A 14,808-nucleotide genomic window follows, 5' to 3' on the forward strand; every position below is an offset into this window, starting at 1 on the left:
ATACCTAAATTTCAACAAAAATAACACTTCATACCCATGTTTATAAAACACATGTTCGCAACGCTTGTTTTGCTATATATGTTCACTTCATGTAAGACGGAAAAAGCCGACCTAATTAAAGATACTAAACCAAACATAGTTCTAATTAACGTGGATGATTTAGGCTATAAAGACCTTGGTTTTATGGGCAGTGCATATTACGAAACGCCTAATTTAGATGAACTAGCACAACAAGGCATGGTATTTTACAATTCGTATGCTGGCGCAGCAAATTGCGCTCCAAGCAGAGCATGTCTTATTTCAGGACTCAATACTCCAAGACATGGTGTTTACACGGTAAGCCCTTCAGACAGGGGCCATAAAAAAACAAGAAAACTAGTCCCTATAGAAAACACCAACCTTTTATCAAATGACGTCTACACATTACCAAAAATGCTAAAATCTGCAGGTTATATTACTGCTAATTTTGGTAAATGGCATGTGGGAGAAGCCCCATCAAAACAAGGTATAGATTTTAATGTGGGCGGGAGTTCGAGAGGAAACCCTGGCAAAGGTGGTTATTTCTCACCATACAAGATCGATCATATAACAAATGGCCCTGAAGGAGAATATCTTACAGATCGTCTTACGAACGAGGCTATCTCTTTTGTAGAAAAACATAAAGACACCACGTTTTTTTTATATCTGCCCTATTATACGGTACATACACCTATAATGGGTAAAGAACAATTAATTAAAAAATTTAAAACTAAAGCAGGCTCAAACGGACAAAACAGACCTGATTATGCTGCTATGGTGGCCTCTATGGACGAAGACGTAGGACGCTTATTAGCTAGCTTAAAACATAACGAAGTAGAAAATAACACCATTGTAATTTTCACATCTGACAACGGTGGTATAAGAGACATTTCTGAACAAAACCCTTTAAGAGCAGGAAAAGGGTCTTATTACGAAGGTGGTATTCGTGTGCCGCTAATTATTAAATGGCCAGGTAAAGTAGAACCTAATTCGTCTTCAGAAGAACTTGTAAGCAATCTTGACATCTACCCTACACTGCAACACATTTCGAATGCAGAAATACAAGCAACGCTATTAGATGGTATTGATCTAAATCCTATTTTAGAAGGTAAATCTATCGAAGAAAGAGATCTTTTCTTTCACTTCCCTATTTATCTTCAAAACTATAGTAAGTCGAATGATGGTGGACGAGACCCATTATTCCGAACTCGCCCAGGTTCTGTTATTATTTCTGGAAATTGGAAATTACATCAGTATTTTGAAGATCAAGGATTAGAACTTTATAATTTAAAATCTGATATTGGTGAACAACATAATTTAGCCAAAGAAAACCCTAAGAAAACGGAAGAATTACTAGCTAAGCTAAAGCATTGGAGAAATGAGACGAATGCGCCCACCCCTACTAAAAGGAACCCTGATTATAATGCAGATTTTGAACAAGAAAAGATAAAAAGTGTAACTTTAAAATAAAGGCTATATATTAATTCTCTGTTTCGGTCGAATTTTCTACTAGCTGCAATATTCCTAAAAAGTCCATACAAGCAGCCTTAACATTATATGTTCGATTTGGCATGCTATGCACCTTCCAAATCGTGTCAATAAATGGTGATTTATTATCGACATATAGTAAGTAATTTATAGTCATTAATGCTAAATCCATATTCTCATTTTGACTAAACATCTTTAGAATAGTACTTGCTTTTTCGTTTCCTAAATTTTGGCACAAGATGGCAGCTGCAGTTATAGCAACAGGAGGATAATTATCTTTTAAAGCCTCTAGCAACTCACTTTCAGTAGACTTTATCCCATCTGAATCCTGGCTCATAACCCCAACAATTGCCCAATATCTAACAATTTTATTATCACTTTTAAGGAATTTTATTTGTTGTTCTAAAACATCCTTTCCTTTTTTCCCTGATAATGATGCGGCTTCATAAATAGATTTAAATGGATATTTACTATCATTCAATCTATACTCGTATGCCGTTTCAGATTTTGAAATTAAACCCATTTCATATTCAGGAAGAAACAAAACATCACGTGCTTTTAAAATATCTGTATCCAACTGAACCCGCATTCTATTCAAAACAGCTTTATATTCAGAGTTGTCTATTAAATTTTTTATTTCCCAAACATCGTTATCAATATCATACAGCACTTCTGCTGGTCGCTTTTCGAAACCCTGTGCCTGCAATTTATTTAACTCCTTATTTTTATAATCCAATCGGATTAGCTTTGTAATATCACCTATTTCCATATAGCGTATATAACGCATCTCGGGCATAAAAGGCATATAGTTACGTGAATATATAAATCGGCCATCGGTAATGGTTCTAACCAAATCTATACCATTATCTGAACGGTCTGAGGACAATAAGAGATGATCCTTTTCTGTAGATCGTTTATCTCCAATTAAAACGCTCCCTTTTAAATAATCTGGAATTTCACCTCCCGCCATACTTATTACAGTTGGAGCTAAATCTTCAAAATTAAGAAGCTCATCACTTACAATCCCTCCTTGTCCCCAAGGTGATAAATGTTTATATTTTTCAGGAAACCAAACAACGAAGGGGACGCGGTAACCTAAATTAATACCGTTGGTTTTACCTCTTGGCATCCCCTCTCCGTGATCGGCATAAAAGAAAATAATGGTATTATCTTTTAAATTATCGTTCTCTAACTTCATTAAAAGTTCACCTATACGATTATCTGTGAGCTTTATAGAATTATATACCCGTGCAAATTGTTTACGCATTTCTGGAGTATCCTTATAAAACGGTGGCATATCAAACATTTCATCTCCTATTCTGTCTTTTTCAGGGAGCTGATTCCATACTTTTTTTAAATACCAATCGTAAGACTTAGTCATGGTTCTTGACTGGTGAGATTCTGCAAAATTAAAAACCGAAAAGAATGGTTGATTTTCACCTCTGCCATCCCAACTAGCCTCATTAGAGCTTGCATTCCAAGAATTTTTCACGAATGCTTTTTCATTTAAAATATTATAATCCGTTTTAGAATTATTAGTTGTGTAATAACCTTGTTCCTTTAAATAATGTGGAAACCCATGTATAAAATCTGGAATTGGATATTTACTTCTATGATGCCCTGTTCCCATTTTATAGGTAGGAACCCCCGTTATAATGGCAGAACGACTAGGAGAACATACGGTGCCAGTAGAAAAGGCATTTGTGAACCGCACACCTTCTTTAGCCAATTTATCGATAACAGGGGTGCTTGCATCTTTATTTCCATAACAGCCTATAAAATGTGGCGAGGTATCCTCTATAGTAATCCATAGAATATTTGGTTTATCTTGAGCAGAAACTATGTTTACATAAAACACAGTACAACCACAATAAAAAGTAAATTTCATAAACCTCTTAATTAGATTTACATGGATTAAACGTTGCGTTAACAGTTCTAGAAATAGATTCATTTACAGTGAATTTTTAATTTTTTCAGACACATCATATGTAATGTCTTTCATTTATATGCTAAAAAAATGAGCCTATTTATTTTAATCCTTCATAACAAAAAATGAAGAAGCCGGTACTTTTTCCTTAGCGATACCAGGACCTTTCCATTCCAATTTTAAAGCAGGCTTTTTCTTATCACCTTTATTAAAATATAATCGGTAAGGATGCAACCCTGCCTTTAATTTAATTTCCCCACTCTTTGGTACATTTTGAAAGTACTCATAATCCGCATCAATAACTAAAGCATTATGAATACGAAGCACTGCCGAGTTATTAGCCGTTACATAAAATGTATAATCACCATCTTTTGGTACGCGAATAAAGCCTTCATAATACATAGTATCGTATTCATTTTGTGCTTTCGTTTCTGTATTTGGGCTATCCATTATTCCCTCCGCAGCTGGGGTAAGCGTTGTAACTTGTGGTACCCAAGGAAAATTACCAAAATACCCTTTCCATTGCACTCCTTTTTTTATATTGGATTCTAGAACTGCCGGAACAAGTGCATTATCATAAGGACGGAGTGCTGTATTATTAGGCATACGAGACTGAAGTACTTTATCTTTCATATGTTGCTGCATCTTTTGCATTTCTGGAGTAGAAGCTAAATCTTTAGACTGTTGCGGATCTTTTATAACATCATAAATTTCAAAATTGTCGTTTTGAGATTTAATATCGTACCTCACCCCTACAAGATCTCCAACTCGAATCATTTGCATTTGATTACGTTGACGACCGCGATTCTCAACCCCAAATTTATCGAAACCTGGTGTTTTTCCTTTTTGAAAATATTCAACATATATCTGACTCTCGGTTTGTTCTCCTTGTTTTAAAAGAGAAGGTAAAAGAGAGATTCCATCAGAAATCGCAGGAGCTGGAAGTCCTGCCATATCTGAAAAAGTAGGCATCCAATCGTAAAAAATACTCGGCGTATTAATTACATTTCCTACGGGGATATGGCCTGGCCATCTTGCAATAGTAGGCACACGTAATCCGCCTTCTAAACAATCGCGTTTAACACCATCAAAAGGACCATAACTACTAAAAAACGTTGGAGAAATAGGCTCGTCCTTTAAATACGATTCTAAAGAAGGTCCGTTATCCGAAGTAAAAACAACCATCGTATTTTCATCGATATTCAAATCTTTAAGTAATTGAATTAAATCCCCTACTGCATTATCAATACGTCTTATGCTAGTTGCGTAACGTTTATTTACATCTGGCCAAGACACTTCTGGCGTCGATGCATTCTCGTCATCATCAAAAGTAGCATTAGCATAGTCTGGGTGCATCCAAGAGTCTGGCGTACCAGAAGCCGTATTTATCATTTGCCCTGGCTTGCCCGTCCATTGTAAACCCCCTTTCAGTCCTCCGCCTTTTGGGTAAGCTTGGGTCGGCAACTCTAAAACAGCATGTGGAGTATCATATGCTAAAAACATAAAAAACGGTTTTTCTGCCTCTATACTCTGTTTATGATCTACAATCCATTTTTTCGCTGCTGCTGTCCAAAGATCACCTGTATAACATTTGTCCAAATCTTGAGAAATCTCTTTACGGTTTTCGTAAACCTCTTTAGCCCCTCTATAAATTCCTTCTTTAGGATAGTGCTCATGACCATCGCCGTGACGCATATAACCTAAATAATAATCGAAACCGCGATTAAGCGGATGTGCAGTCCAATTAGGTGCACTTCCTTCCTTGCCTTGCATTCCCCATTTTCCAATAGCAGCTGTAGCATAACCAGATTTTCGCATAACGGAAGCCAAAGTATGATTATTATCTATAGCCTTATCGAACTGATTATCTCTTATATTAGAATGCCCTTGACTTCTCCCCAGCATTAAAGACGCCCGAGATGGCGCACAAACAGGCGCAGGAGCATACTGCTGTGTAAGGAGTGCACCTTCTTGTCCCATTTTATCTAAAACTGGAGTAAATTCTCTAGGATGCACCGCCCCTTTTTCATTAGCATATTCATTTTGAAAAAATATGCCGATATCTCCATATCCTAAATCGTCCGTGAGTATAAATATTATATTCGGTTTTTGATTCGCGTTGCTTTTACCAATACTATTCTGAGCTTGAATTTTAGAGAAGCCTAAACCAAAACTCCATATAAGCGTGATTATAATTATTTTTCTAAGTGCCATTATTCTTACTGTTTTTTATTTTTAAAAGAACTCCCTTAATAAATCCCTCGTTACGTTTTTATTCTTATTTTGATTACGAACTCTAATTCTTAAAAACCAAAGTGGTCACCGATTTTCCTGATATTTTTATTTCAGATTCTTCTGTAGCCTTACTCTCTATATTTTGAAGGTTATGTTGGTTATCTGTTACATATTGCTGCATCTCATCCAAATCGTTATTATTCAATTTTAGATTCACTGCATTGTCGTGTTGATTAACCACCACTACCACTATACTCGAATCACTATTTTTATAGGCAGATATTAATACACCTTCTTTTAAATTATTTAATTGATTATAGCCTTGGTGTTCGACTAGAATTCTTTTCGCTCCTGGCCTTATAAATCGGGAATAATTACCCAATACCCAAAGTAATTTAGAATCGAAAAAACTTCCATCTGAAGTTTCTTTGTCAACATATACAAGCCCATCTTTATAATTATACGGACTTATAGCTAACCACCAATGCCATGCACTTGCATTAGCAATAGTAAGATCGGCATGAATAACCCGGGCCAGATAAAGCGCTGTTTGCATTCCCAAATCTTTACCTTGACCTTTTATCTCTTCATTATTTTCTAGAATACAATATTCGCTCATCCAATATTCTAAAGAAGGATACTTATTTAGCTTTTCAGCAATACGTTCCCTTGCGCTTTTTAGTTTTTGAATATCCCAAGTAGTAAAATAGCTATGTCCTGCAATCTTGGGAGCTACCGTTTTTAAGTCCGCTAAATAATTAGAGCTCTCAGGACTAAAAAACGTTTCAATTTGATTACTCCGATTGCGATATTTTTCTTTTTCACCCGTAAGATAATCGATTTGTCCTGCTTCTGTAATTTCAATCTTAGAATCAATTTTTTTATATCTAAACACAGAATCTATAACTCGTGTGGCTGTCGCCAATTCGTCATTATTCCATGGTGTACCTTCTTGGTTTCCCTTCCACTCCCATTGCGGTTCGTTAAACGGACTCACGTAATTAAATGAAAGCCCAAGACTATCTTTAAAATGCATCATAACATTTGCCAAAAAATCGGCATAATCTACATACTTATCTTTTGCTAAATTAGACGATAAACCATCTGAAGAATGTGCCTTATTATTTTTTGTTAATTGTACAGGCGGACTATTTACAAAAGCTATAAATTGCTCTACTCCCCGATCTTTAGCCGCTTGTAAAAACCATTGTTGTCCCGCTTGCTTTTTCCAATTATATTGTCCCGAGTTTTGCAAAAAACCTTCTGCTCTTCTCCAAGAATCTTTTATCCCACTATCCTCACCTTGTGATGCACTTCCTGCCCCTATATTAAAACGCCAAACAGAAAGTCCGATTCCCAATGGGGAACCAGTCTCTGAAGTATCCATACTAAAAAGCCAATCGGCAATTTTATTTTTTTTGGATTCTGGCCATAAACCAACAAATTGAGATGCCCATGCATCGGAAGCTCCAAAATTACGAATCACCTGAAACTCTATATTCTTATCTATAGTCATTTCAATCGTATCACTTTTTTGAGCTATTATATAGTTAGATAACCATCCCATTAAAAATATAGCAATCCACTTTTTCATTCCTTAAAATTATTTCTTAATGCTACTTTATCAATTACTGAAATTAGTGCTTGCTATGAACTTATCATAGAATATTTAAAATAGTAAATGAAAACGGAGTTCTAAATCATATAGAACTCCTCTTCACTAAAAAAAACCAATTAAACAAACTAATTAAATACATTTTATAAACGTTGTTTTATATTCAAACAAACAGCTTAATAGCATTAGAGCAGTTAATAAATCCTAATATAATTATTCTTTTACTTGTCATACTCTACCTAAATCGCACACACTTTATCTTCGCCTTTTCGCAAGTATTTAAACAGTATGTATCTCTGTCTTAATTACTTTCTAAGCCTAGACCTTTTAATTCTTATCTATACCCATTATTACTCGGGTCTGAATTTAAAAGGTTCGGATTTAATAAGATTTCATCTAAAGGAATAGGTAATAGCACATGCTGAGATTGAATATTTGCAGCAGGATTATTCCATGCGCGTTGTTTAGTTTCACGAACAACATCAAGTAAAATACCCCATCTAATTAAATCCAATCTTCTCTTACCCTCTGCCGAAAGTTCATACTTACGTTCATCGTACATCGCTTCTCTAAATTCTTGTTGGCTCATTCCTGACCAAGGTTTATCTATTTCAAAAGCACGTTCACGCACCTTGTTTACATATTCATAAGCATTTGCAGGACCATTAATTTCGTTTTGTGCTTCTGCGGCCATTAAGTAAACATCTGCCAAACGAAATACATAATAGTTTTCTGGGTGATTTTCTCTAGGAGAGTTATCTTTATTTAAATTCCAATTTTTTCTGAAGTAAGGAAAACTAAGTTCAAACCCAAGATATTCTTTTACAATGGTAGCTTCGTATCTAAGATCGCCCTCTTCCCAATTGTTCTGATCTGCTAATTCTGGTAATGGAATTGCCCAACCATAACCATTCATCTCTTCGTTGTATGTAGCCAAAGTATCTGTTAAAACTTCCCAAAGTTGTGGGGTTCCGGCACCTCCTGGTCGTTCATTTCTGTTTTTAGGTTCATCACGAATACGAGGATTATAATCGTCTGTACGCGCTGTTTTCGCATCATTAAAGATTGGATCTTTTGTAAAATCTACCACAAAAATAAGTTCGTCATTATATTGATTAGCCGGATCTGATTGATCAAAAACATCTGCATAATTATCTAACAAACGGTGAGGAGAATCGTTAATAACTTTTAAACACTCTTCTTCTGCAAATACCCATTCTTTATCGAACAGATGAAATTTTGCTTTCAATGTAGCTGCTGCCCATTTTGTTGCTCTACCTAAATCGGATCCAGAATAAGACGTTGGTAACAAGTCGAAAGCTCTTTCTAAATCTTCTTTCATTTCTGTACGAATTAGAACCTTATCTGTTCTTTCCAAAGTACCTAATTCTTCTAAGGTTAGTAATTCCCTAAAATAGGGTACATCTCCCCAAAGATTTGTTAAGTGCCAATACGCTAAAGATCTCATAAATAATGCTTCTCCTAAAGCTTGATCTCTTACTTTTTCACTTAATTTCTCATTGCCCTCTATACTTGCTATATTTACGCAACTATTTCTAACGAGTTCATAAAGTGAGCCCCAAGTATCATTCCCATCTGCAACCCCTTCTGCGATAAGATAATTGAATATCTCTCCATTCACATTTCTACTCGGTCCGACTTCATCTGCTCCATTTTCTAAATAATTATCTAAACCCCTTGTCTTATACAAGCTTCCTCTATATAAAATTCTATACAGTCCATTCACCGCCAAAATTGCCTCGGCATCATTATTATAAAATTCCTCTGCAGGAATTTTATCTCTCAAGTCTTCCTCTAAAAACTTGTCACAACCAGAGAGTATTAAAAGTCCTATTAACAGGAAGCTTATTAATTTTATATTATTTTTCATGTTTCCTTATTTTTTTTATTAAAACTCCATTTTCACACCAACTGTAATTGTTCTAGCATACGGATATTGTCCGGAAGCAAACCCTTGCGAAACAGAGCCAAAACCACTTCCTGCAGAAAAATTATTCACTTCTGGATCTCCCATTCTAAACTTAGAGAAAAGCAAAAGGTTAGTTCCCGTTACATAGACATTTAATCTATTAAACACATTGTCTAAACGCGCACTCTGTAAAGGAATATCATACCCTAACGACACTGATTTCAGCCTTAAGAAAGACCCATCTTCTATATTATTAGAACTATTTGGATTAAACAGACTACTTGAAGTCCCTGCTCTAGGAATATCTGACGTTTCGTTTACGCCTTCTATATATCTTCCTAATACAATAGGATCTAAATTTTCACCACTTCTACCATAAAAAGACGTCTGACTTCTAACATTAAAAATTTCATTTCCATATTGTCCTTGAAAGAAAATATCTAACGAAATTCCTTTATAATTAAACGTGTTTCTAAAACCTCCATAAAAATCTGGTTGTGGGCTACCTAAAATCACATAATCTTCTTGATTAATAGTCCCATTTCCATCTAAATCACGGAATCTTGGACTACCTAAAAAGGCTTGTCCTACGCGATTATCATCTATAATTTCTTGAGCTGTTTTATAAGTCCCTAAATATTCAGCACCAATAAAAACGGGCATAGGCTGTCCTACTACGAGACGCCCTGATGGCCCTCCTTGATTTCCTGTAGATTGAATGTCTATAAATTCTTCATCACCCAAATCTAAAACTTCACTGTTGTTTGTAGACAAGGTAAGTGTGGTATCCCATGAGAAGTTTTTGTTACTTATGTTTATTGTATTTAAAGCAAATTCAAACCCGCTATTTCTAACAGACCCTACGTTTTTTAACTGTCTAGCACCTGCTGTATTTGGAAGGTCGGAAAACAATAAAAGATCCTCGGTCGTTTTATTATAATAATCAGCTTCAAAATTCACACGATTGTTCCATAAACCTAACTCAAAACCAAGATCCAATTGTTTGGTTGTTTCCCATTTTAAACCATCTGAGGCGGCTGCACCTAAAATAACAGCCCCTACTAAGGTCTCATTAAAATAAGCATTTTGTGAATTTAAAAGATTGTAAGAATTATAAGGCTCAACTCCTTGCTCACCTACAACACCATAACTTCCTCTAAATTTTAAAGTATTAATGCTTCCAACATTATCCATAAAATTTTCATTATCCATATTCCATGCAACCCCTACCGATGGAAAGAAAGCATATTTATTTCCAGCTTCAAAAACAGATGATCCGTCCTGTCTGCCAACGACTGTAACGATATATTTATCGTCATAATTATAACTTAAACGTCCAAGAAATGAAGCCAAAGTTCTTTGACTATAATTAGACGTTATCTCATATGTACTAGCGTCAGATCCTGTTTGCAAAGAATTGTATTTAACAGCATCATTCGGAAATCCTTCTGCTGAATTATTAGCACTTTCTGAAGTATCTTTTTGCCACGTAAACCCTCCTAATAATTTCAAGGAATGTTTACCAAAATCCTTTTCATAAGTAAATGTATTTTCATTTAACACACTTTGACTTTGACTCTGGTTTACTCTTGCATAACCACCATTAGCACCAACTGCTAAACGTTCTGGAGCAAAGGCAGAGATATAAAAATTATTTTTATAATAATTCATTTCTGCTCCTATAGTAGTCTTAAATTTAAAATCTTTAAAAATTTCATACTCCAAATAAGTATTAGCAACGACGTTAGTTACAAGATCATGATCTTCTCTGAGTTGAGTATCGGCTACTGGGTTACGTTGAGCACCTGCTGTAATTGGATTAATTCCAGTAAAATTACCTTCATCATCATATACCGTTCTAATAGGAAGAACCGCTGATACAATACCGCTAAAATCTACTTTATTATTCTCTTTCTTAAACCTAGAAAGGTTTATTCTAACACCTGTCTTTAGACGTTCGTTTAATTTAACATCTAAGTTGGTTCTCATGGTTACTCTTTCTAATCCAGAACCTACTAAAATACCGTTCTGATTAAAATAATTTAATGACACATAATAATTAGTATCCTCACCTCGCCCTGCAATAGATAAATCAGTATTACTGATTGTTCCCATTTGAGAAACAAGTCCTAGCCAATCCGTATTTGGCGTATCATTTGGATCAAATTGTAAGGGTAACGACGTGTTACGCATTCCCAAAGGCACATTTACACCGTTAACATCTACTCCTGGTCCAGGAACAAATTGACCTGCTTCATTTTCATAATCCACATAATCCGATCCATTTAAAATATTAATTTCATTAGCTATCACTGCCGTGCCACTATAATGATTTATGGATATTGCAGGTTTACCCTTAGCTATTTTTGTTCCACTTTTTGTAGTAACCAAGATAACTCCAGAGGCTCCACGCGTTCCATAAATAGCTAATGCAGTAGCATCCTTAAGCACATCTACAGATTCAATATCATTGACATTAATATTATTAAGGTTAAAATCTGTACCTGCAATAAACCCATCGATTACATATAAGGGATTATTATTTCCATTGACAGAATTTTGTCCTCTAATCCTAATAGTAGAAGCCGACCCAGGAGACCCATCGTTAGACGTTACATTAACTCCTGAGGCACGCCCCTGAAGGGCTTGATCCAAACGGGCTACAGGTTGATTTTCTAGCACATCTGCTTTTACCGACGACACGGAAGACACTAAATCCTTCTTGGTAGCCGTACCATAACCTATTACAACTATTTCATTTAGAAGCTGAGCATCTTCCAATAAAACAAGGTTAATCGTTGTTTGACTTCCAACAGTTACTTCTTGAGTTACAAACCCGACATAAGAGAACATCAGCACATCCTGTTCTGAAGCATTTATGGAAAATTTCCCGTCAAAATCGGAAACTCCCCCTTTAGAAGTCCCTTTTACAATAACATTTACTCCGGGTAGAGGTTGGTTGGTATTATCGGTTAGTGAACCAGTAATGATCTGCTGGGCATTGACCGACAGCATACCAAAACACAATAACAAGAGTGTGGTTAATTTTAATCTCATAATTAAATAGTTAGTTTGTTTGTTAATTAACTATAGATTTTGCAGTTATTCACCAAAATCCATAGTTAAATTTTTAATAAAACTAGCAAAACATAAACTATGGAAGAGATTTCAACCTTTAATTTATTTCTCAATTAAGGGGGCTAAATGTTGCACATTTTGGTCTTTTCGAAGGTTTTGCTACATTTTTCATCAAATCAACAAAAACCACACAACTATTTGATTTTCAGTTAAATAATTTAAAGTATTTTATATATTCAAAAAAAACGTAATAAATTGAATCCATCTTCCATTCACTAAACAGAAGTAATCCATTACCTATATATATCCTATTTACTATAAAGGCCCCACCTTATACATAAGGTATATTAATTTCCTGAAATTTAATTAGTAGTAAACAAGAACTGTTCTGAATATGTGTAGATCAGAATTTTTATCTAACACTTCAAAACATCGCATTGAAGATAAAAGCACTTTAACTTACACAAGTGTCGTCGTCAATTATAAACGTTAATAAAGTGTGATATTCTTTTATCACATCTTATTAATGAAATAGGATTATACGAGCTTTATTTAGTAAATATAAATACCAAAACACCGTCTCAATCTTAAATACAATCCATTAACATGTTTTCAACCAATCATATATTGAAACATGAAACTGTTTTGAAGAGATAAACACTTAATAATCTAACATAGAGATTATTAAAAACAAATATTAAACATCAACTAAAAATGATCGTGATTATTACCTGTAATTAAGGAATGAAAAAATAAATATCAATATTATGTAAGAATTCACTCCAAATAAAACATTTTACAACATTATAACCCCCTTAATGCTACAATAATCACCAAAAAACGGACATAAATTTTATAATTTGGTAGTACAAAAATACTAACCATTTAAACTTTATTAAAATGAAAAAAACATTACTATCTTTTATTATGTTATTAGCAGTAACATTTACTTATGCACAACTTGCGCCGGGCGAAATCTTTTACGATGCGTCGTTTAATTTCCAAGTAACCACATTAGAAGATGCCGGATCTCCAAATACGGTTTCTCTAACAGGAATTGCTGATGGTGCGAATGTACCAAACGCATTAGTAATACCTGCTACCGTAAATCAAGGAGGAATTGATTATGCGATCACATTAATTTCAAGTCAAGCTTTTAAATCGACATCTGTTACGTCTCTAGTTATCGAAGGAGACACTGAACCAGGTCATCAATCATTTATGGGTTGTGTTGATCTTACATCTATCAGCCTTCCTCTTTCATCAAAAATAGGGGCACAAGCCTTTAGAGATTGTACAGCGCTTACAACCACAAGTCTTCCTAATGTCCTTAGTGTAGATGTACAGACATTTAGAAATTGTACAGCACTTACTTCTATAAGTTTACCAAGTTTAATTTCTCTTGGAGCTGGTGAAGGTGCTGGATTAACATTTTGGCAATGCGCTAATCTTCAAACTATAGATATTCCTTCTGTTGAGGCTATTTATGTGGGTGCATTTAACGCTGCTGGACTGACTTCCATCACGCTTCCTACCTCATTAACAGTGCTTGACGAAACCAATTATAACATCTTTAGAAATATTACAACCTTAACACAAGTAACTGTAGAAAACCCTACACCAATAGCTCTTACATATTCTGATCCAACAGATACAACGTCGTCTATATTCGCTACAACACTTGGCTCTGCGAATTTAACTGTACCTAATGGTAGTCTTGCTGCATATCAAGCGGCAGAAGTGTGGAAAGATTTTGCTTCTATTACAGAAGCAACATTAAGTATCGATTCTAATGAAAAAGCAGTCTTTAAATCTTATCCTAACCCAGTTAACGATCGTTTATATTTTTCATCAAAAGCAATTGCTTCCGTTGAAATCTATAACCTCTTAGGATCTAAAATAGCTTCTCAAAAAGTGAATGACGGTGTAGATACTAGCGCCCTTTCTAAAGGAATGTATTTAGTAAGATGCCAAGATGCTGAAGGTAAAAATGTAGCAACAGTAAAAGTTATTAAACAATAATTTTTAACACTGCACTGTAGTCTGAAATAATCGACACAGATTATTAAAGGATTTAATTAAAGCTGAACAATGATATCATTGTTCAGCTTTTTTGATGTATATACTTTTACAAGCTTGTTTTGTTCACTTCGTTGTATTAAACGTCAACACACGTTCTCGATTACTCTTCTCTAAAATTTCACAACTTTTGGTTTTATTGACTAAGACCTTCATTAGTAAATAAAGTCGCTTAAAAACTCTATTTTGTAATTATTTAAATAATAAATGATGCTATAAATAGCATCATCAAAATGGCCAAAAATAAAACTTCTTTTCAGCAGTTAACTATTGCCATACAATAAATAAAATGGATACTCAGATACAGTAGAAACTAGATAAACCAAAAAAAAATTACAGAGGTGTAACATTGCTTTTCTATTTATCAGGGCCTGTGACTTTTTTTATAAAAAACCATTAGTCCACTACCAAAACTGTAAAAAATCCATCGAATACATC

7 protein-coding genes are annotated in these 14,808 nt (G+C 34.7%); 2 read left to right on the forward strand and 5 right to left on the reverse strand.

What is annotated here, in order from left to right; genetic code table 11:
• Positions 1-51 precede the first annotated feature (51 nt).
• Complete coding sequence (locus ACFFVB_RS06535; protein WP_382381915.1) at positions 52-1,488, forward strand: sulfatase; 1,437 nt, start codon at positions 52-54, stop codon at positions 1,486-1,488.
• 10 nt (positions 1,489-1,498) lie between these two features.
• Here ACFFVB_RS06535 and ACFFVB_RS06540 read toward each other — a convergent pair whose 3' ends face one another.
• The 5 genes from ACFFVB_RS06540 to ACFFVB_RS06560 all read right to left on the reverse strand — a co-directional run bounded on the left by ACFFVB_RS06540 (position 1,499) and on the right by ACFFVB_RS06560 (position 12,270).
• Complete coding sequence (locus ACFFVB_RS06540) at positions 1,499-3,394, reverse strand: sulfatase-like hydrolase/transferase (protein WP_382381916.1); 1,896 nt, start codon at positions 3,392-3,394, stop codon at positions 1,499-1,501.
• A 144-nt stretch (positions 3,395-3,538) separates the two neighbouring features.
• A complete protein-coding gene (locus ACFFVB_RS06545) occupies positions 3,539-5,647 on the reverse strand; it encodes a sulfatase-like hydrolase/transferase (RefSeq protein ID WP_382381917.1) in 2,109 nt (702 codons plus the stop codon).
• Between the two features lie 82 nt (positions 5,648-5,729).
• Positions 5,730-7,262: a glycoside hydrolase gene (locus tag ACFFVB_RS06550; protein ID WP_382381918.1), complete on the reverse strand. Its 1,533-nt coding sequence runs from the start codon at positions 7,260-7,262 to the stop codon at positions 5,730-5,732.
• Positions 7,263-7,617: 355 nt separating this feature from the next.
• Entirely contained in the window at positions 7,618-9,174 is a 1,557-nt protein-coding gene (locus tag ACFFVB_RS06555; protein ID WP_382381919.1) for a RagB/SusD family nutrient uptake outer membrane protein, read from the reverse strand.
• An 18-nt stretch (positions 9,175-9,192) separates the two neighbouring features.
• Positions 9,193-12,270 (reverse strand): SusC/RagA family TonB-linked outer membrane protein, encoded by a 3,078-nt coding sequence (locus ACFFVB_RS06560; protein WP_382381920.1) that lies wholly within the window; start codon positions 12,268-12,270, stop codon positions 9,193-9,195.
• Positions 12,271-13,191: 921 nt separating this feature from the next.
• Between ACFFVB_RS06560 and ACFFVB_RS06565 the strand changes: the two genes are divergently transcribed.
• Positions 13,192-14,313 (forward strand): leucine-rich repeat domain-containing protein, encoded by a 1,122-nt coding sequence (locus tag ACFFVB_RS06565; RefSeq protein ID WP_382381921.1) that lies wholly within the window; start codon positions 13,192-13,194, stop codon positions 14,311-14,313.
• Positions 14,314-14,808 lie beyond the last annotated feature (495 nt).

This window comes from Formosa undariae, from assembly GCF_042427615.1.
Lineage (GTDB): Bacteria > Bacteroidota > Bacteroidia > Flavobacteriales > Flavobacteriaceae > Formosa > Formosa undariae.

What these genes read in the sequence shown, in the direction of transcription:
- ACFFVB_RS06550 (WP_382381918.1), bottom strand. Translation starts at nt 7,262, where the DNA reads ATGAAAAAGTGGATTGCTATATTTTTAATGGGATGGTTATCTAACTAT.
- ACFFVB_RS06565 (WP_382381921.1), top strand. Translation starts at nt 13,192, where the DNA reads ATGAAAAAAACATTACTATCTTTTATTATGTTATTAGCAGTAACATTT.
- ACFFVB_RS06545 (WP_382381917.1), bottom strand. Translation starts at nt 5,647, where the DNA reads ATGGCACTTAGAAAAATAATTATAATCACGCTTATATGGAGTTTTGGT.
- ACFFVB_RS06535 (WP_382381915.1), top strand. Translation starts at nt 52, where the DNA reads ATGTTCGCAACGCTTGTTTTGCTATATATGTTCACTTCATGTAAGACG.
- ACFFVB_RS06540 (WP_382381916.1), bottom strand. Translation starts at nt 3,394, where the DNA reads ATGAAATTTACTTTTTATTGTGGTTGTACTGTGTTTTATGTAAACATA.
- ACFFVB_RS06555 (WP_382381919.1), bottom strand. Translation starts at nt 9,174, where the DNA reads ATGAAAAATAATATAAAATTAATAAGCTTCCTGTTAATAGGACTTTTA.
- ACFFVB_RS06560 (WP_382381920.1), bottom strand. Translation starts at nt 12,270, where the DNA reads ATGAGATTAAAATTAACCACACTCTTGTTATTGTGTTTTGGTATGCTG.